19 protein-coding genes are annotated in these 20875 nt (G+C 40.7%); 13 read left to right on the forward strand and 6 right to left on the reverse strand.

All coding sequences use genetic code 11. The features are described 5' to 3' along the window. Nucleotides 1-150 precede the first annotated feature (150 nt). From RYH73_RS18470 to RYH73_RS18480, 3 genes are all read left to right on the forward strand, one after another. Nucleotides 151-972 (forward strand): helix-turn-helix domain-containing protein, encoded by an 822-nt coding sequence (locus tag RYH73_RS18470; RefSeq protein ID WP_335314947.1) that lies wholly within the window; start codon nt 151-153, stop codon nt 970-972. 64 nt (nt 973-1036) lie between these two features. Further along, on the forward strand, nt 1037-3484 hold the full coding sequence (locus RYH73_RS18475) for a TonB-dependent receptor domain-containing protein (protein WP_335314948.1): 2448 nt from the start codon (nt 1037-1039) through the stop codon (nt 3482-3484). A gap of 110 nt (nt 3485-3594) precedes the next feature. Then, nucleotides 3595-5940, forward strand: coding sequence for a TonB-dependent receptor (locus tag RYH73_RS18480; protein WP_335314949.1), 2346 nt, complete (start codon nt 3595-3597; stop codon nt 5938-5940). A gap of 38 nt (nt 5941-5978) precedes the next feature. Here the strand turns inward: RYH73_RS18480 and RYH73_RS18485 are convergent, their stop codons facing one another. The 6 genes from RYH73_RS18485 to RYH73_RS18510 all read right to left on the reverse strand — a co-directional run bounded on the left by RYH73_RS18485 (nt 5979) and on the right by RYH73_RS18510 (nt 12553). After that, the gene (locus RYH73_RS18485; protein WP_335314950.1) at nt 5979-6173 is read right to left on the reverse strand and encodes a YtxH domain-containing protein; all 195 of its coding nucleotides are present in this window, start codon (nt 6171-6173) and stop codon (nt 5979-5981) included. A 43-nt stretch (nt 6174-6216) separates the two neighbouring features. Next, entirely contained in the window at nt 6217-7317 is a 1101-nt protein-coding gene (locus RYH73_RS18490) for an MBL fold metallo-hydrolase (RefSeq protein ID WP_335314951.1), read from the reverse strand. A gap of 121 nt (nt 7318-7438) precedes the next feature. Next, entirely contained in the window at nt 7439-8653 is a 1215-nt protein-coding gene (locus RYH73_RS18495; protein ID WP_335314952.1) for an MFS transporter, read from the reverse strand. An 81-nt stretch (nt 8654-8734) separates the two neighbouring features. After that, complete coding sequence (locus RYH73_RS18500; protein ID WP_335314953.1) at nt 8735-9652, reverse strand: helix-turn-helix domain-containing protein; 918 nt, start codon at nt 9650-9652, stop codon at nt 8735-8737. 118 nt (nt 9653-9770) lie between these two features. Beyond that, nucleotides 9771-11984 (reverse strand): M28 family metallopeptidase, encoded by a 2214-nt coding sequence (locus tag RYH73_RS18505; RefSeq protein ID WP_335314954.1) that lies wholly within the window; start codon nt 11982-11984, stop codon nt 9771-9773. Between the two features lie 14 nt (nt 11985-11998). Further along, nucleotides 11999-12553 (reverse strand): TlpA family protein disulfide reductase, encoded by a 555-nt coding sequence (locus RYH73_RS18510; RefSeq protein WP_335314955.1) that lies wholly within the window; start codon nt 12551-12553, stop codon nt 11999-12001. A gap of 230 nt (nt 12554-12783) precedes the next feature. Here RYH73_RS18510 and RYH73_RS18515 point away from each other — a divergent pair, with 230 nt between their 5' ends. The 10 genes from RYH73_RS18515 to RYH73_RS18560 all read left to right on the forward strand — a co-directional run bounded on the left by RYH73_RS18515 (nt 12784) and on the right by RYH73_RS18560 (nt 20543). Next, nucleotides 12784-13122 (forward strand): hypothetical protein, encoded by a 339-nt coding sequence (locus RYH73_RS18515; RefSeq protein WP_335314956.1) that lies wholly within the window; start codon nt 12784-12786, stop codon nt 13120-13122. 50 nt (nt 13123-13172) lie between these two features. Beyond that, complete coding sequence (locus RYH73_RS18520) at nt 13173-14177, forward strand: ABC transporter transmembrane domain-containing protein (RefSeq protein ID WP_335314957.1); 1005 nt, start codon at nt 13173-13175, stop codon at nt 14175-14177. Further along, nucleotides 14167-15522: an HlyD family secretion protein gene (locus tag RYH73_RS18525; RefSeq protein WP_335314958.1), complete on the forward strand. Its 1356-nt coding sequence runs from the start codon at nt 14167-14169 to the stop codon at nt 15520-15522. The genes RYH73_RS18520 and RYH73_RS18525 overlap by 11 nt, the downstream gene beginning before the upstream one ends. A 5-nt stretch (nt 15523-15527) precedes the next feature. Continuing rightward, entirely contained in the window at nt 15528-16970 is a 1443-nt protein-coding gene (locus tag RYH73_RS18530; RefSeq protein WP_335314959.1) for a TolC family protein, read from the forward strand. A gap of 151 nt (nt 16971-17121) precedes the next feature. Further along, nucleotides 17122-17736, forward strand: a complete 615-nt coding sequence (locus tag RYH73_RS18535; protein WP_335314960.1) for an NAD(P)H-dependent oxidoreductase — start codon at nt 17122-17124, stop codon at nt 17734-17736. Between the two features lie 24 nt (nt 17737-17760). Next, nucleotides 17761-18048 carry a putative quinol monooxygenase gene (locus RYH73_RS18540; protein ID WP_335314961.1) on the forward strand — a complete coding sequence of 96 codons (288 nt, stop codon included), beginning with the start codon at nt 17761-17763 and terminating at the stop codon, nt 18046-18048. A 2-nt stretch (nt 18049-18050) separates the two neighbouring features. After that, nucleotides 18051-19034, forward strand: coding sequence for an aldo/keto reductase (locus tag RYH73_RS18545; protein ID WP_335314962.1), 984 nt, complete (start codon nt 18051-18053; stop codon nt 19032-19034). A gap of 114 nt (nt 19035-19148) precedes the next feature. Continuing rightward, nucleotides 19149-19337 carry a hypothetical protein gene (locus tag RYH73_RS18550; protein ID WP_335314963.1) on the forward strand — a complete coding sequence of 63 codons (189 nt, stop codon included), beginning with the start codon at nt 19149-19151 and terminating at the stop codon, nt 19335-19337. Between the two features lie 18 nt (nt 19338-19355). Beyond that, nucleotides 19356-19793, forward strand: coding sequence for an SRPBCC family protein (locus tag RYH73_RS18555; protein WP_335314964.1), 438 nt, complete (start codon nt 19356-19358; stop codon nt 19791-19793). Nucleotides 19794-19898: 105 nt separating this feature from the next. Next, nucleotides 19899-20543 (forward strand): O-methyltransferase, encoded by a 645-nt coding sequence (locus tag RYH73_RS18560; protein ID WP_335314965.1) that lies wholly within the window; start codon nt 19899-19901, stop codon nt 20541-20543. Nucleotides 20544-20875 lie beyond the last annotated feature (332 nt).

The raw sequence follows: 20875 nt of genomic DNA on the forward strand, positions 1-20875 counted from the left end.
GATGTAAAAAATATGCGTGGATATTGGAAGTAAATCTATTTTTTCGCCTCTCCTATCCGCCGCAATTAGTCTACTATTTTTATCGAGAATATTTATGTAATTAGATAGCTCCTTCTTATTTTTATAGACGAATCATATAGAAAATGAGGAATGCAGGCATTTAAGATAAAAGAGAAAATAGGTTTAGACAAAACATTTAAAATTGCACCTTTCCGAAAACACATCCGACACACCGAGCCTCACAAGCATAAAAATTATTTCGAAGTTATCTTTTTATGGAAAGGCGACGGCATCCATCAGATAGATAGTGCGAGATATCCGATCGCAGCACCGGTTATCTTCATCCTCAAGAAGGACCAGATCCACGCTTGGGATATGGTAAGTGAACCGGAGGGCTTTGTCCTGATCGTAAAAGATGAATTCATAAATCACAGTAAAGATACAGAGCTGAAAGCCTTGTTCCATCTGTTCTGGAGAATTGAACAATTGCCGCTCCAGCACGATGTACTACATACAATTCGAACACTTTTTGAAAGTCTATATAATGCCTATCTACAAGAACAACGCTTCCAAAATCTAATTATCGAGGGTTTATTAAAGAGTATTTTGGGTACGCTGTTACAAGAAGGATTTAAACAAGATCTAGATAATAGATACCTTGATCTGTATACACTCTTTATTGATCAAATCGCTGCCCATAAGGGAACAAATAGAAACATCAGCTTCTACGCTGAAAAGCTAAACATTCCATCTAAAGCACTTAATGACATCTGTAAGAATATAACAGGAAAAACTGCAAAGAAAATGATCGAAGCCTTTACCTTATCCGAAGCCAAGCGCTATTTACAATTTAGCAACCTCACCATTAGCGAGATTGCCTTCCGACTGCAATTTAATGACCCTTCTTATTTCGTGAAGTTTTTTAAGAAGCACGCTGGTGTAACCCCCCATCATTTTCGTGCTTTCCCATAAATTACCATAGATAGATCGATTTTCACCATTTTTTTCGCCATAACTGTCTTAGTTTAGCGCTGGCATGAAAAATCTGTACATATTTTCTATTTTGTTATTTTCGCTTTCTTTTTCTACAGTAGCACAAGAAGCCCGGATTTCTGGTCAGGCATACGATTCGTTAAGCCATAAGCCCATAAGCTACGCCAGTGTAAGCATTCATAAAAACGATCGTGACACGGCCTTCGTCGATGGGGTTATGACTGATGAAAGCGGCTCTTTCTCACTCGCCAACTTAAAAGCGGGGCAATATCTACTTAAAATACGGTTTTTAGGCTATGAAACACAGGTAATTAAACTGGCACCCCTGCATGCAGGCGAGCATTTAGAAATAAAAGCAATCGAATTGAAACCATCCGCGACCTTTTTGAACGAGGTAATTATTTCTGATCAACCCACTCTAAATTACCATAAGATCGATAAACAAATATATAAGGCTAAGCAATTCGAAACGGCAAAAGGTGGCACCGCGATTGATCTCATTAAGAACATGCCGTCCATCGCAATTAACGGCCAAGGAGAAATTACCTTAAGAGGATCCAGCGGTTTTTTCGTGTTGATAAATGGCAAACCAGTACAAACGGATGCACAAACCATATTAAGTCAACTTCCCGCTAATGTTGTGGAAAACATTGAACTGATTACAGCGCCTTCGGCGAAATACGATCCGGACGGCAAAGGTGGAATTATCAACATTACTACAAAGACCGGGGTGGATAATGGCTCTTTCCTTGCAATAAACCTGCAAACGGGCTTTCCCAGCTTTAACGATTACAATAATAAAGAAAGTCAAAAACGTTATGGCGCCGATGTTTCCTTCAACTATAAAAATAACCGATGGGATCTCACGGCAAGTGCTAACTACCTGCGCAATGACAATGCAGGGTTCAGGGAAGGCGATGTTTATACCATTATCGATCAAATTAAAACAACGTTTCCCTCCAATGGCGAACGCAGCTTTGATAAGTATAATTACGGCGGGCGTTTTAATATTGAATTAAAGGCCGATGACAAGAACACGTTTTCGCTCGGTTTTTTTGCAGGACATAAATTTCAGGACCGGGTAGCTGATATTTACTACAACAATACAAAAACAGCTTTAGAAAGACAGGAAATTATAGGAAAAACTTCTTATTTCAATGCCAATCTCCAAACGAAACAAGGCAATTTTGTACTTGGAAATTTTGGCTACACCCATCAATTTAATGATCAATCGAATCTATCCCTTTCGGTGCTTTACGAATATGCCGATTTATACGGTTCGACAGATAATAAAAATATCGAGGGCAGTACGATCGTTCAACATACCTTGAACACCTATAAAAATCCGCTCAACGGATTACGAGCTAAACTGGATTATTCGGTAAAAATCGGTGAAGGGAATTGGGAAAGTGGTTATCAATTCAGAGAAGACAAACAAAATGGGGATTTTATTTACGCAACAAAACAAGGAGAAACTTTCATCGTTGATCCCGAATTTTCCGGTTTGATAAACACAAGAAATTCGATTCATTCCCTATATAGTCAGTATGCGGGTAAGCATAAAAAGCTCGAATATAGTGGTGGTCTCCGCTATGAACACGCTGAACGAAACGTAGATTTACAACAGGAAGAAGCACCTCATGCACTGACTTTGGACAACCTGTTTCCGTCTGCTAATATACGTTATACGCTCAGTCGAGGCTGGCAGAGCAAAGCTGGCTTCAGTAGAAGAGTGCAGCGCACAAATAACTTCGAATTAAACCCCATACCCGAACGCGAACATTCGGAGACATTGGAGCAGGGAGATGCAGATTTATTACCCGAGTTTATTTATCTAGCAGAATTCGGATTCATTAAAACTTTCAAAAAGGGATCATTTTTTTCAACCTTATACTACCAGGATATTAAAAACCCCATTCAACGCGTAAACAGCGTGTACACAGATACCATTTTAAATCGTATTTATACGAATGCAGGCAAGGCTTATAGCTATGGTCTAGAAGCCGGTATCAATGCGCAAGCAACGAAGCGATGGCAATTTTATGTCGGCGCAAACTTGTATAAATATCAGATAAAAGGAAGTTTATTTGACGAAGAAGTCCATGTTGAGAACAGCGATTGGGTCTATACCATCAATTTTAACACAAACTATCAAATAAATTCGACGCTTAACGTTCAGGGAAATCTGAATTATTTGTCGGCCCGTCCTACGGCTCAAGGGAAGGATTCGCGTTTTGTAACGCCCAACCTTGCATTGAAGAAAACTTTTATGGACGGTCGATTCAGTGCGCAGCTTCAATGGCAAAACATCGATATGGGATTCATTAACGCCAATGAGCAACGAATTACTACCGTTGGTACTGATTTTTATACAACTACGAACTATATTTACGAAAAAGATATCTTGCTTTTGAACCTTAGTTTTCAATTAAATAAGTTGAAAAATAAGCTAAAACTACCCGAAAGCGAATTCGGTAACAAGGAATTTTAGCTTATTTATTTTTGTCATATTATTGTCATCCCGTATTTTGCTATTTTTAATAGGTCTAAATAACTATACATTTGTGCCGATTAAATTTCAAGCATCTTACCCAGACGTAAATGAAGCAATTTTTACTTTTAGCCAGCTTATACTTATTAGCCGTGTCATTATCCTTTGCACAATCACAAGAGGGAACGTTAGAAGGTCATGTCACCGATGATAAAGGTTCGCCACTGCAAGATGTAACTATCAACCTACTTGACAGTACCGATCTACGAAAAACAAGTTTGAAAACCGATCAAGGAGGTAAGTTTACCTTAAATGGGTTGTCGGAAGGAACTTATAAACTTGTTGTTAGTTATATTGGCTACAAAGAAACGACAAAAACAATTCAACTCAGCTCCAGCAAAGCAGCCAAGGTCGAAATTATACTGAGCCAGGATATAGTGCTCAATGAGGTTGTGATTACGGCTGGACGTAAGCCGGAAAGCATTGATGAAGTGCCTTCATCTATCAGCATTCTCAATGCACAAGAGGTCAAAGAACAAAGCAATATCAATCCATCCATTTCAACCATCTTAGGAAATACCATTCCCGGCTTGGGCACCGGAACGAACAAAGCAACAAATAGCGGACAGACTTTACGCGGTCGACAAGTATTGGTACTGATCGATGGGATTCCTCAATCCACTCCCCTGATGAATGGTGCACGTGATATCCGCACACTTGATCCCGCGATTATAGAGCGAGTGGAAGTAATCAAAGGAGCTACCTCCATATACGGCAACGGATCAGGAGGCGGTATCATTAACTTTATTACCAAAACACCTGAGACCGGTAAACATTTCGGCGGAGCTACCAGTATTGGAACAAGCGGAAATTTGGCTTACCCCTCCAATACGATCGGATATCGGATATCACAACTATTTGAAGGCACAATTGATAAATTCTCCTATGTTGTAAGCGGAACCTACAATTATACAGGCGTATTAAAAGACGCCAAAGGGAAAGTGAACGCACAAGCCGATGGTCTAGGTGAAAACAAACTCTATAACACGTTTATTAAACTCGCTTATAAGCCAAATGAACACAGTGCTTTTACAGCATCGTATAACCTCTTTAGAAGCGTTCAACACAGTGATTATATCAATGCGATCGGAAAATATGGAGAAACACCTTCTGTCGGCATTAAAGGCGATGACCCGGGTGAACCTGCGGGAACACCTTACAACCACAACGTTCTTCTTTCTTATCACCATAATGCATTGCCCTATAACACCTCCCTGGACATAACAGCGTATTACAATCGCTTCGTGTCCATGAATCGCTATGTCGAACAGGGAACTGCTTGGTATGGCCCGGGGCAAACAAAAATTCAGTCTTTTAAAAAAGGGATACGCTTAAACCTCAATACGCCTTGGACGATAAATGATAACTTTCAGGCAGAGATTACCTATGGACTCGATCTGTTAAATGACCGAACCAATCAAATTTTAACGGATGGACGCGTCTATATCCCAGATATGGACATGGTTAACCTTGCACCCTACGCACAGCTTAAACTTGATATGTGGAATCATCTAGTGCTGAAGGGCGGTGTTCGTTATGAGAATGCCCGTGTAAAAGTAGAAGACTTCAATACCATTGCTACGGGGCCTAATGGAGAAGGTAGCATAGCCGTTTCCGGAGGAAAAATTCCTTACCACGCCACCATGTTCAATGTTGGCTTACGCTACAATAAATATGATTTCTTAAACCCGTTCATTAGCTTTTCGCAAGGTTTTGCCATTAATGAATTAGGACGTATTCTCCGCAGAGCCACACAAAGTACCTTGGAAAGTATTGAAACCGATCCCATCATCACCAATAATTACGAAATCGGTATCAGCAGTCGTTTTGATATCCTCCATCTTACCGCAGCTTATTACATAAGCACCTCTAATTTTGGCGCTAATTTGGTTGACGTAGGTGGTTATTTAGTACCACAACGCGAGCCTGAACGTGTATACGGTTACGAAGTAACTGCCGACGCTTTCCTCCATCCACAATGGACAGTTGGTGCCAGCTATTCCTTTGTAGAAGGTAAGTCAGAGCAGGAAGACGGAACCAAAGTATATATGAATGGTATTCGTATTGCTCCACCCAAAGCAACGGCTTACCTTGCTTTTCGTCCGTCAGCAGCTTTCGATCTTAAATTAAATTGGGTGTATACCAGTAGCCGAGATCGTTTCGAACCTCGGTCAAACGGTTTATATGCAAACAGCGAAGGCCCGGTAGATGCGGTCAGCTTAGTCAATTTATCTGCGCTGTATAGAATCAATAGCAAGCTTTCATTAGGAATGGGTGTCGAAAATCTCTTAAACAGTTCGTATTATCCAGTGGTTAGCCAATATCGCGCCATAGATGCAGAATATGTTCGTGGCAATGGTGCTACGCTGAGCATGAATTTGTCCTATCGTTTTTAACCGAAGAAGGAACGTGTCTGAAAAGCAGGATCCGATGATCAGTATTCCTTGGCTGTTTTTTTCTTAAATTCCTGCTCCACTTCATCTTTGAAATGCTTGATCTTTTCCTTCCAAGCAGGTGCTCTATCTTTTATATCATCCACCATCGATCGACCATTTGCGTCTTTTTTTGTCACATACTTATAAGCTCCGTAGGCCGCAGCACCAAGTATTATTGTCTTAAATAATCCCATTTTTTTATCGTTTCTGTGTTAACAAATCGAGCATCGAATTGTTTTACCGGATTTCCTTCCACCATTCCTGAAAACGTTGCGTATCGTCATCAAGTGCTACTATTTGGCCGATCATAGGTGTAATGAATGATAAGTTTTCCGATTTCGCGAGCGCGCTTATCCTTTTTAAAGGTTCGTCCCAAGGATGTAACGAAAGTGCAAATTTTGATGAGTGTACCGGAAAAAAGCGTTTAGCCCCTAAGTCTTTGGCAGCCATCACAACTTCTTCAGGAAGCATGTGTATGGCCTGCCACGCTACATTGTACTGCCCGTTATCGAGAATGGCCAAATCAATCGGTCCGAATTGCTTACCGATCGCAGAAAAGTGGGTATCATAACCACTATCCCCTCCTATATAAATTTTTCGTGTCGGTGTTTCGAGTAAAAAAGACAGCCAAAGCGTGTTGTTTCGGCTAAAGCTTCGGCCAGCGAAATGACGTGTAGGGAAGGTATGCAAGGTTGTTAGGGAATTTAATACGACACGTTCATTCCAATCTTTTTCAATAATGCGGTCAGTATCATAACCCCAATGCTCCAAGTGTGCCCCCACCCCCAATCCGCAAATCACCTTCGATACCTTGTTATTCAAAGCTACGATGGTTTCATAATCGAGGTGATCGTAATGATCGTGCGTAATTAACAGGTAATCAATAGGCGGCATGTCTGCAGCAGTATAAATGTCGGTTCCTTTAAAACTTCTATTCGATTTTGGAATAGGTGAGGCATTTCCGCAAAATACAGGATCTATCAAATAACGTTTACCATCCAGCTGCAGTAAATAGGAAGAGTGTCCAAACCAAATCAGGAGATTCGCGTCAGAATCCAATTGCAGCAAATTTGTTTTCACAGATGGAAGCCGGTCAACAGGCCTATTTCTTGGATCCCGACCAAAAAGAAAGTCATAAAGTATACCGAAAAAAGAGTATCCCTTTGTTAGATTAGGTGTAAAATGCAAGTTTTGAAATTGCCCGTCCCGATAATTCGGTGATTGCCTTATTCGCTCCAATCGTTCTCCCGAAGGTGCTTGACCGAATTTATCTTGGCGAATATAAAAGAAAACCGTAATCGTTAACAAAACGACGGCGCTGAGAAGAATGATTATCATATGTTTTAATATCCTTATTGATCTCTTCATTGTACGAGATCGTGCTTACCATCACTAATTATCACAATTGTCACTGCAGGGTTGGAAACATCAGCAGATAAAAAGCATAGCAAGATAACAATTAAATCTCTTTGATCGTGCTGCTCTCTCCATTCATCCGAATCTTTCTCAACACCTGCAACAGCGAAAATATCACAATAGCCATGGCAAAATAACAGATTGCCAAGGTACACTGGTCACTGACTTTAACTAGACTCACCGTACTATAACTTAATACGGATGTAATTAGATAAGAACCTCCGCTGGTAATACCGCTTGATATGCCGGCATTTTGCGGAAAACGTGTTAAGCAGAAGGTAAAATAAACATTGTAAACGAAACCCGAACAAATATGCATTATTAATACAAAAAACATCAGCACATATAGATTAGTAAACAAGGTACCGGTAAAAAACATCGTAATAGCGATGATGCATTCTGTAAAATTGGCCACACGCAGTTTTTTTAGTAATGGGCGACTGGTTAATTGTTTTGCTAGCATTCCTCCGATAAAAAGACCTAAACCCGAGATGAGCGCACAATAACCCGTTACGACAGAGGAGAAATGGAATTGGTCTTCAATAATAAAGGGAGCCGTCATACCAAAAATCAGAACCATGGAATAGCTTGCAGCCAAAACGAAGAGTCCCAATGAAAATTCAGCTGTTCCCAATACCTTACGATAGCTCCTAATAATAGTAGGTATGCGGAATGCTTGTGTCAGGCGCATGGCCTCTCCACAGAAAATATACTCTAACAGCCATGAAAACAAGGCATAGAAGCCCAAGAAAATAAAGTTGGATGTCCAACCCCAATAGGATTGCAAATATCCACCTAAAAAAGGAGCTGTAATAGGACCGAGTGCCCAAACGACCGAAAGTAAGCCCATATAATGCTTCAGCTTTTCACCAGCGTATATATCAACCAAGAAAGCGCGCTTGGCAACCACGATCAACGCAGTCAGTATCCCTTGCAATATGCGTATCGCATAGAGGAAGTAAAGATCATGTACATAAGCGATTGAAAAATTGCTCAATGCAAATAACAATAAAGCGCCTAATACAATCTTATATCTTCCATAACTATCTACCAAGCTCCCTGCAACGAACATGGTAATACCATAACTGATCAAAAAGCAAGAAAGTGTCAGCTGAATACCGGCCGCCGTGGTATGAAAAACGGATTGCATTTCGGGAAACGAGGGAATATAAACATCCGTAACAAGCCCCGACAAGGGAATTAGAATAAAAGTCGATATGGTACTTATCTTTTCATATTTACTGTTATATAGCTTCATGATACCCCACTTTTTAGAGATACAAAACTAGGAGGCAGGAATCGATAGAAAAATAAGCAAATCAAAGATTAGTTAATGAAATCAAATATCATGTAATAAAAGGCTCCGATATTCTTTTGGACTTTTACCAGTTTTCCGTTTAAAGAAATTATTAAAATGTTGTGGATATTCGAATCCTAGACTAAAGGCAATCTCCGTAATTCGCCAATGACTATACTGCAGTAAATCGAGTGCTTCCTGGATGATCCGCTCTTGAATAAGATCACTGGTTGTTTTACCGAAATACGATCGCAAACTATAGTTCAAATGGTTGACATGAACCTGCAGCTGTAATGCATAATCGGCCGGGCTTTTTAAAGTCAGTGCATTATCCGGTGATTCGATCGGAAATTGCTTTTCCAGCAGGCTACAGAACCTGTTCACCAAATCACTGTCGGGCACCTTTTTTTCCAATACGCCTTGCCCCATTCGCAACTTAATAGTCGTGTAAGTGATTAAACGAAGAAAATCTTCAATAATGTGCTTCTTATAAACAAACTCACTATTATACTCTTTGAGCATCCATTCAAAATACTGAGATAATAAATCGTATTGTTCCGTTTCCAAAAAAAGAAAAGAGTATACATCATTACGAAACAAATTAAATAGATTAGACAGGGCCTTCCTGAGTTCATTGCCTATAAATAAATCATTAAATAAACATACGTAACCCTTTTGTGCCGGCGACGTATTTTCCCAGCCAAATCTCACATTGGTATTGGAAAAGAAAATGGCGGGTTTATCAATGGCAATTGTACCGTTATCCGTATGTAAAACGGCCTTACCTTGTGTCAAACAGATCTTGTAATAATCTTTACGGGAAAAGTGCAAACTTGCATAACAATTGTTTCTTTTTAACACATTGAAGTGTGCATTATTACCACCTCCTTCTAACAAATCGGGTGGCATTTTCCGACATGTCCTCCTATAGTATTCCTGTAAGGTTTCTGCTTTCTCCATCCATCAATAAGTTAATTAATTCAAAGATACAAAAATTAGGCACCTCATTAATATTTTAGATTGGGGAGATTACAATCGTCATCTTCACCTAGCACATCAAGAATAATCGAATTCAAGTTTATATAAAAATACGGTCAAGTTGTATCCTAAGCTTATGAATCGTGCCAATTAATAATTGCAATTGTTCTTCAAATTCTTGATAGTGCCCCTCCTCCAAAGCCTCACGGATGCCAGGTAATGTTTTAACTCCATAGCCCGTATAAAATCCAGGTGCATAAATACTATGCCGATACCAGGGGCGTCGGGGCAAGCCTTTTTCTAATAGCAAAGATTTTTCCGCTTGAAAAAGCTGTTGGTTTGCTATTTCCAGCGTTTTTTTACCTCCTTCGAAACGTTGCTGCCTTTGCTTGAGACGTTCAATAGCCTTGCCGAGGCTATCTATACCATTTTGTAAGCCATCAAAAGAAAATGTAGGCACGGCTGTCTTGAGTTTAGGCTGTACGAAAGTTTCCTTCGGATCAGCTGCGAATGCATATACAGAGTCATTTATTAAACGGTTTTCAACTGCAGAAGAAAGACGAAGATCATCAGTCAGTTTTTTTATCTCCTTTATATAGTTTTTAACAGCCTCCTGCAGACCTTCAAAGTGAAAAGGTAAGACATCGGCTTCCGATAATCGTAAAACAGCTCTACCTGCAACCTGAGACAAGGCAACTCCATAACTGAAGTCCGGATCTTTGAATCGGGTATAATGTGCATATGAGTCGTAGATGCTATGATAATCACCTCCTTCGCTTTCTCCACCAAAAGAAAAGTTAAGGCTTGGTATTCCAAGATGCTGTAAAAACGCAGAATAATCGGAACCGGTCCCTAACGCCTGCAAATCAAAGTCTTTTTTTTCGAGCAAGCTTTGTTTTTGTTGTAAAGAACTTGCCGATACAATCGAGTGCGCCAGTTTTCGGTCCAATACCGTTTTACCTGTTAAGGGATCGCGCACCCTGCCTGCTATCTCCGTTACAAAATCCTTCAATGCATGTGACCCACCGGCACTTAAAAAACCACGGCCGTTACCGTCTGTATTAATATATGCTATCGCTTTCTGCTCCAACTCCTTTGCATGTTGTTCTACCCATTCCGTTGATCCGAGCAAAGATTGCTCCTCACCATCCCAAGCACAATAAACAAGTGTCCTTTTTGGCTTAAACCCCTGCTTAACCAACGTTCCAATAGCTTTTGCTTCTTCTAACATAGCAGATAAACCCGCCACCGGATCGTCAGCGCCATTAACCCACGCATCGTGATGATTGCCACGAACAACCCACTCATCAGGAAAGGTACTGCCCTTGATCTTGGCGATCACATTATAGGCCGGTACAATGTTCCAATTTTGCTTTACCTTCAAATGCACTTTAGACTGGCTCCCACCCCCTACTCTGTAGGTAATAGGAAGCGCACCCCGCCAGGCTGCCGGCACCACAGGTCCGTCGAGGGCCTCTAATAAAGGTTTCGCATCGTGGTAACTGATGGGTAATACAGGAATCTTAAGAATAGTGGTCGCTTCTTCTTTCGTCAGACGCTTTGCATCCTTTGTTGCGCCGACCCAAGGAGTTAACGGATCCCCGGGATAAACGACCATATCCATAACAGAGCCTCGCTGCACCATGTATTCATTTTTAAAAGGTCCATCCGGATAACCAGCACCTTGGAAATAACCATCCTCTTTCGGATCAGAGTAAATGATACAGCCTATGGCACCGTGCTCATAAGCAATCTTGGGTTTTATACCGCGCCAGCTATTCCCATACTTGGCAATCACGATTTTCCCCTTTACATTCACTCCCAGACGCTCCAATTGCTCATAATCAGCCGGTAAACCGTAATTTACAAACACAAGTGGCGCCGTTACATCGCCGTCAGCACCCCAAGCATTATAGGTCGGCAATTGATCTTCCTGATTGGACACAGGGTCTCCTGTGACAGGCATTTCCTTCAATACGGCCCGGTAATGCGTTGGAGCCAATAATTCAAGTTGCCGTTCAAGGGGGGTCGGGAACAACACATGGTAAGTTTCTAATTCGGCATTCCAACCGTATTTTTTAAACCAATCTAAAATTTTCTCCGCAACCACCTTTCCTCTGGCGGACCCCAGATGATGGGGAAAGGCCGATAATTCCTGAATATTACTACCAATGCTCTCTTTCTGTAATAAGGCATCGAAGCGCTCTTCCAACACCTCCCCTGGTTGCGCCTTAAGTGCGGTAATTGTGCAGGTAAAAAAAAGGAAGAGAAAAGAAAATAGTTTAGTGAAATGTACTTGCATATAATTGGTCATCGTTACGATTTGGGTTATTCTTTTGTTAATTCATCCACTGCCTGAACCAATTGGGCAAACTCAGTTTCATCATACAACCGAGTCAGAAAACGTATTTTACCTGTGCGATCAATCAGCACATTTCGCGTCACCCCGGCTTTTTTATTGGCAAATTGTTGAAAGATGGCAGCCCCTGGATCCAGCGCCAAGGGATATGTAATCCCCATGTCCTGATGAAACTTTAAAACCGTCTCTAGCGGTTCGTCACGATCAACGCCAATCAATACTACATCTTTATTCTTATAAGCTTGCCAGATATCACGCTCGAGAAAAGGCATCTCTTTCCTACAAACAACACACCAAGAAGCTGTAAACTGCAGGATAACAATCCTCCCTCGTAAGGCCTTTAACGAAGTCTTACGACCATCGTGTAACACCAATTCAAAATCATCTGGCGCCTGGTCGCCAACCTGAACAATATAACCGCGGTCAACATCTTTGACTTGCGCGGAATCTCGCACTTCTTTAGCCATTGCGCAAAAAACAAGGCTCGTAAATAGTCCGATTAATAAGAGTCGTCTTATTTTCATCTCAGGCGTCTTTAGTATCTTATTTACTAATTTACTTATTGAAAGGTTCGGCAGGAATTTCTGCAATTCGACCTATAATAAGCAAATATATATAAAATCCACCATTATTATAGATTTTAGTCTAAAAACCACCTCGTTTATTAGAATACCATTAAAATCACATCATATTAGTTGCGAAAGCTTAACAATTTGCTGACATCTTCGTATAATAGCGCCGCTAAATTTGTAACATGTTGCAATTCTTCAGAAGTGCCCTTTTACGTCACACCATCGGATTATTCTTAATCAGCTTATTTGCATTGAAAATGATCGGAACTGTAACCGCTATTGTAAAGGAGAAATACTTTTCGAGCTTTAAGATTTGCACCGATTCGGAAAAGTCCGAAAAAGAGGAAAAGAAAGATCCGGAAAAGCAACAAAAAACCTTTGAATTTTTTGCGAAAAATGAAGAGAGCAATGCCCGGGTCGTAGAGCTAAGTAGCGAAAATTCGGGAAATTCACATGATTTTGCCTATTGTATTCCACATTTCGCTTCGGTTCCATCGCCGCCTCCCGACCTAGCCTGTTAAATTCCCTTTTTTCGAACGAGAAAATCACCCTAACATTTTATTTATATTTTATGAAGAAAAAGCACGCAGGTTTTACGCCTACGCCATTGCAACGGCTTCTCAGCATGTTGCATCCCGAACGTAAGACCATTAATTACATCTTTCTATATGCAATTATCATCGGGATATTTAGTCTAAGCATTCCCATTGGAATTACCGCCATTTTCAACCTGCTCAGCAATGGTGCTATGTATAGTTCGACCTATATTCTCATCATGATCGTCATTGCCGGTGTTGTACTCGGAGGAAGTTTACTCATCGGACAACTGAGTTTGGTCGAATACCTCGAACAAAAAATCTTTTTAAAATCGTCACTCGAATTTGCTTACCGTCTCCCACGGATCAAGCCCTCAGAATTGGAAGGTGAGAATTTATCTGAGCTTGTGAACCGTTTCTTCGATGTTATTATCATTCAGAAAGGAATTATAAAATTATTGATTGATATTATGGCGGCAATCGTTACCATTTTCTTTAGTGTTATCCTCTTATCATTCTATCACCCCGTTTTCCTAAGTTTTGGTCTCGTTGTAATCGTTGCTATAGCCGTTATCTTGGTTATCTACTACAAGCGCGGGCTCGATTCAAGTATTGAAGAATCTGCACATAAATATGAAACCGTTGCCTATTTAGAAGACGTCGCCACCCATATTGACAATTATCGAGGTAACCACGAGATGATGAAAAAAGTAATTACCGATACGGATCATATTACGAGTAAATATCTTGCTTCTCGAAACGAACATTTCAAAGTGTTAAAGCGCTTTTTTGCAGGTTCTGTGCTCATTCGAACGATTCTTTTCGGTGCGATGTTATTACTCGGCTCTTATTTTGTGGTTGAACGGGAAATGACTTTCGGGCAATTCGTTGCCGCAGAGGTTGTCATTGTACAGATTGGATATGCCATCGAAAAGCTCCTAACGAATCTAGACACGATTTTCGACATGTTAACCGGTAGTGTCAAGCTAGCAACTGTAACAGATCTTGAACTGGATGAGGAGGCCGATCATGGAAACTAAAATGAGTAGCCGGATAGCGGCTAACAAGTGGGAAAGTCTTTCCACCGCAGGACGCGATCAATTATTAAAAAACCGAGGAGCGATTCTTCTTGGTAGAATATTGCTTTTCGCAGGAGCTCTTTTCTTAATTATATTATTTTTGCCCTGGCGACAGACGATCCCTGGTAGAGGAACCGTAACTGCATTAAAACCTGAGGAAAGACCACAAACCATTCAAAATCAAATTGGGGGTCGTATTGAACACTGGGCGGTACAAGATGGTGATGAAGTACAAGCAGGTGATACGATTTTGGTAATTTCCGAAACGGCACCCTCCTACTTTGATCCCGAATTACCACAACGATTGAACGAACAACTATCTGCCAAAAAGAGCAGTGAGATGGCTGCGGATCAAAAGATGGTAGCAACAAAAGCGCAGATCGAAGCCTTAACTAAGGGACTACATTATCAGCTAGAGGCTGCACGGAACAAGGTTATACAGGCGCGAAACATGGTAAAAATAGATAGTGCGGATCTGGTAGCTACCGAAAGTTTCTATGAAACCAGTAAAGCACGCTTGCTACGCTACGAACAAGGCTATAAGAATGGACTTTTTTCACTTACCGATATTGAAACTCGTCGTTTAAATCTGCAAAACGATGAGGCAAAAGTCATAAGTGCTCAAAATAAGCTCACAAATTCTCGGCAAAGTTTGATCAATGCTGCAATTGACCTCGATAATATTCAGGCTAAATATAATGAATCGTTGGCCAAAGCGCAATCAGATCTAGGTTCTGCACTCTCGGGTAAGGCTTCAGCACAGGGTGATATTGCTAAATTAAGAAACGAAATTGCTAACATCGATGTACGACGGGATCATTATGTTGTACGCGCTCCACAGAGCGGATATATTGTAAAAACACTGAAAGCAGGTATAGGTGAGAACATTAAAGAGGGCGAATCGATCGCTACCTTACAGCCTAGCATAACGGTGATGGCGGTAGAATTATACGTAAATGCGATGGATGTACCGCTCATTCTTGATGAAAGTGATACACGTCTTCAATTCGAAGGATGGCCATCCGTACAATTCTCGGGGTGGCCCTCTGTAGCTGTCGGTACGTTTGCCGGTAAAGTAGCTGTTATTGACAAAGTTAGCAGCAAGGATGGAAAATACCGCTTACTTATCAAACCAACCACGCCGGTTCCCGTTAAGGACGAACCTTGGCCAAAGCAATTAAGACTAGGCTCCGGTGTATACGGCCGAGTTATTTTAAATGCCGTACCACTCTGGTACGAAATATGGCGTCAGCTAAATGGCTTTCCACCAAGTTTAGAGAAAGAACCAAAACCAACGGAAAAGTAGGGATTATGACAGGGAAAACAATACTTATTTTATTGGCGATCTTCGTTGGATTATCAATAAGCCAAGCGCAAGAGAATATTCGCGGTTCCGAATTAAGGGAGTTTACGCTCGATGATTTAGAAGATCTTTTAATGGCCAATCATCCTGTAGTTAAGCAAGCGAAACTTTTAAGTGAAACAGCAAAGGCACAGGTTGCACAAGCGCGTGGAAAATTTGATCCTGCGTTGAAAGCAGCTTTTAATAACAAACATTTTGGTAATACGCACTATTACAATCATTGGAATAGCGAGCTGAAAATACCTGTCTGGTTAGCGGGAGCAGATTTAAAATTGGCTTATGATCGGAATGTAGGCGCCTACACAAATCCGGAAACCACCACCTCTACAGCGGGTTTGTCCGGACTTGGCATCAGTATTCCGCTAGGGCAGGGTTTGCTCATTGATAGCAGACGCAATACATTAAAGCAGGCCAAGATTATGGTCAGTTACGCAGAAGCAGAACAACTGAAACAAATAAATGCGATTTGGTTTCTGGCTGTTAAAGACTATTGGGATTGGTATTATGCATTCCAGCAATATACCTTGTTGGCAGATGGCGTCAAACTTGCGGAAGAAAGATTTAAGGCAATTAGTATGCAAACACGATTGGGTGACAAACCCCCAATTGATTCGGTAGAAGCAGCAATAACGGTTCAGGAACGAAAAATGCAGCTGGCAAAGTACACGGTTGTGTTGAAGAACAGTCGACTCATTCTATCCAATCATTTATGGGATGCTACGCAGCAACCGATGGAATTGCCTGACAATGCAGTTCCATCAACGATAGACCATACGGAACTATCACCAAACCCGGCTACCCTCGGAAATCTGTTGCGACAAGCAGAAGAAATACATCCCGAGCTATCAAAACTTTGGAGCAAAGAGCAACAATTGTACATCGAAGAACGTTATCGCAAAGAAATGCTGAAACCCAAATTAAATGTATCCAGTACTTTACTATCCAGTCGCAGGAACTTCAACGAATATATACCTGATTATTACGACTTCAATTGGAGTAATTACAAGTTTGGACTTGAGTTTGCTTTTCCCCTATTTCTTCGGACTGAACGAGGAAAACTTAAGGAAGTGAAGTTAAAGCAAGAACAGTTACAATATGATTTGCTCATAACGGGCCGTAATATTAAGAATGATATAACGAGTAAATATAACGATCTTACCGCTTATAGCGTACAACTTGAGTTACAGGCAGCAAGCATTCATAATCAAGAAGCACTCTTGACCGGCGAGTTGCAAAAATTCGATCTAGGGGAAAGCACACTTTTCATCATTAATACTCGGGAGAGTAAACTGATCGATATGAAAATGAAAAAGGAAGATCTGATCGCTACTTATAATAAGGCTCTTGCCGAACTGTATTATAAGGCAGGATCAAGATTTGAAACAAATTAAATTTTAATGCATATGGCCCAACTTCTTTGTCCTTAATAAAGGCAACGCAAACAACCAAATAATCATCATTATTATAGTAGATAATAATTTATATTATTTTTATAATATAAAATTGCCTTCTACTTTTGTGCTGTCAATAAAGAAAATGGACATGAAAAAAATATTTATTATTAATGCAGCACAAAGTTTCGGTCATTCCGGTGGCCGCTTTAACAATACAGTTACCCTCGAAACAGCCAACTTTTTCCGTAACCTTGGAGCGGAGGTAAAAATTACTAACATTGCCGATGGCTATGATCTTCAAGAAGAAGTAGATAAATATGTTTGGGCAGACTTCGTTGTTTATCACACACCGATCTGGTGGTTTCAAGTACCTTTTGGTTTTAAAAAGTACATAGACGAGGTTTTCACACAAGGACATCAACGCGGAATATACCGAAGTGATGGCCGCAGATCAGCTAATCCACAAATCAACTACGGAACAGGAGGAATGCTTCACGGCAGAAGATACATGCTAACAAGTAGCTGGAATGCTCCTGAAACCGCGTTTACACTTCCCGGTGAGTTCTTTAAACAGCACAGCGTAGATGAAGGTCCACTCTTCGGCTTTCACCGGATGAACGCGTTTACCGGTATGGAACCTCTGAAAAGCTTCCATTTTCACGATGTCGAAAAAAATGTGCAAGTGGATCGCGATATGACACGGTATCGCTCCCATTTACAGGAAGTGTTCACCCCCCTCTTGCATGAGCTAAAGGCTTCTTAATTCGTTAGAAAAGAAACAATGTATATGAAAATTCATTTAATAGCAATAATCAAAAGCAAGCCCGAGCATACAGAAGAAGTAAAAGATAAATTGCAGGGCATGGTCATGCACAGCCGACAGGAAAAAGCCTGCCTTCAATATGATCTACATCAAGATCTTGAAGATCCATCACGCTTCACCTTCTATGAAATCTGGCAAGATGAAGCTGCCTTAAGCTTGCATAACGAGCAACCGTACATCAAAGACTTTCAAGCCTTGGCAGAAACGAAGTTACAAGATGCGCCGCTCATTTACAAAACGAAACTAATTTAAAAATGGAATATAGAAAACTCGGAAATACAGATTTAAAATTATCCGTTATTACACATGGTGCTTTTGCCATTGGTGGAAATATGTGGGGAGGAAACAACAAACAAGATTCCATCAACTCGATTTTAGCCTCGCTCGATCACGGGGTAAGCGCTATTGATACCGCACCTTTTTATGGCTTTGGTTTAAGCGAAAAACTTGTTGGCGAAGCAATTAAAACACGAGATCGCTCAACCATTCAATTACTCACCAAATTTGGTTTGGTATGGGATGGCAGCAATAAAGGAAAAGGTGTTTTCTTTTTTGATGCAGAAGAAGATGGCAAAAAAATCCCTGTGTATCAATATGCCGGGCAAGATAACATCATCAAAGAGGTAGAAGAGAGTTTAAAAAGACTGGGTACTGATTACATCGATCTCTTACAATTACATTGGCCAGATCAAACAAGCCCCATAGGGGAAACCATGGAGGCTTTGGAAAAATTAATAAAACAAGGTAAAATTCGTGCAGCTGGGGTCAGCAACTACAGTACCTCACAACTAAAAGAGGCAACAACAACCTTTCCGCCGGCTAGCAACCAAGTTCCGTACAGCATGCTCAATCGCGAAATTGAAAAAGAATTAGTACCTCATGCTATCGCAAACAATATTGGAATCATTGCTTATAGCCCAATGGAAAGAGGTTTATTGAGTGGTAAGTATTTCCGTGACGGTAAATTAAAAGAAGATGATCATCGACATGGTTATTTTGCACAATTTAATCTGGATAAGGTTCAGGATTTAGTACAAACGCTGGAGCCAATTGCAATGGATAAGCAGGCGACCTTATCTCAATTAGTGCTAAGATGGACTAGTTTACAAACGGGTATTACTGCCGTGCTGGCTGGCGCTCGCAATGCACAACAAGCAAGAGAGAATGCACTGGCTGCGCAAATTAATTTATCTGCTGAAGATTTAAAAACGATAAACAACGCACTGGGAAAATTGTAGCAGAGATAATCAGCTGTCTAATTTTTTGACAGCTGATTTAAATAAAGAAGTTTAATCCAAAATACTTTAACGATGTCGAACCGGCCAGTATGCTTGGAAGCATAGCCTGGCAAGATGAGAAACCAAGTATCCCATTTGCACGGTGTAGTAGCGAGTAAGGATTTTATAGCTCAAGGTGGTCACATCCTTGAAGGTACAGTTAGCAAAGGTTTCTTAGAAATCATGATCATTCCACACGATAGCAAATTGGAGCGGGTATTTGAAAAAGATTTAGGAGCAAATGTATTACATTTGAAACGCTAAAACAGATGGTATAAATAAATGTTCCCTCAACATCACCGTAAAACGGTTTTTATTCTTGCACCTCCTGCTATCGTCTGGGAATTCCTGACAAATCCAACTTTAATGCAAAAGTGGCTGTCAGACGATTCTATAGAAGTCATTACGGACTGGAAAATCGGGGGGCCTATAAGGATACTAGTAGATTTACATGGAATTCCCATGGAAAATAGAGGTGTTATTCTACAGTTTGAGCCTTTCCGTCTTTTATGCTACAGTCACTTAAGCTCTATTTCCCAGCTTGAAGACAACCTTGAAAATTATACAAACCTTGCATTTAATCTCGAAGCCCATCCAACGCATACTGCACTAACCTTAGATCTATCTAATTTCCCTACAGCGTCAATCTACAAGCATTTGGCTTTTTATTGGAACGTTACGCTTGAGTTACTAAAAAAAGTAATCGAGGAGCACGGATAGCTAGCCGTAGTAATCGCTATGATGGAAATCATTAATGATTATAGGGTGGATTGACAACAAATTGTTGTCTTTTCTTGTTATTTTTAAGACTAACACCACCACATTATGAAAACGATGATCCTATTTAAAACGATGCTGTTCTCCGTTTTGCTTTTTAATTTACCTACAAAAGCAGGTGCGCAAACGATGAAACAAGAAGAACTGGATAAGCGGGTACTGCAGTTTCTGAAGGACAAACAACAGCAATGGCATAACCTAAATGTACCGTACGCAGATGGACAACTATTACATGATCTCATTATCAAGAACAACTATCAGTCCGCTTTAGAAATTGGCACGTCCACAGGGCATTCCACCGTCTGGATCGCTTGGGCACTAAGTAAAACCGGTGGAAAACTGACAACGATCGAGCTAAATAAAGAACGTCAACGGGAAGCCATCGAAAACCTGAAGACGATCGGCCTATCGCATATCGTTGAATTTAAGCTTGGTGATGCCCATCAGGTTGTCAAGGAGGTGAAAGGCCCTTTTGACTTTGTTTTCTCCGATGCGGATAAAGATTGGTATATTCAGTATTTTAAGGATATAGATCCTAAACTCAAAAAAGGGGGGACTTTCACGGCCCATAATGTACTTCAATCGATCTCCGGTATCAGCGAATATTTAGATTTTCTCAGCCAACAATCAAGCTATGAAACAACGATAGACAAAACGAGTCGCTCCGGTATTGCTATCAGTCGCAAAAAATAACTCCCGGCAGCACGTCCGGGAGCATAACCAATATAAACCAACAACCAACCCTGTGCATTTCCATAATGCTTCCATCTATTCTTCTAGCAAATTTAACATCGTCAGACAACCTACATGATGTTATAATCATCAAAAAAACAGTAAATATGTTTTAGCCAACCAACGCATAGTACAGCGTATTTCCCATAGACATTATTGCTACTATTTTAAACATTCGTGCTACCCGCATAGATCTCTATAGCATTAGCTTTGACGTAAGTGACTTTATATCGGGTTAACAGTTATCGAAACGATCTCAAACAGCCCCTACGTTAATCAAGACCACAAAAACC

The sequence above is a fragment of the Olivibacter sp. CPCC 100613 genome, from assembly GCF_036959255.1.
Lineage (GTDB): Bacteria > Bacteroidota > Bacteroidia > Sphingobacteriales > Sphingobacteriaceae > Olivibacter.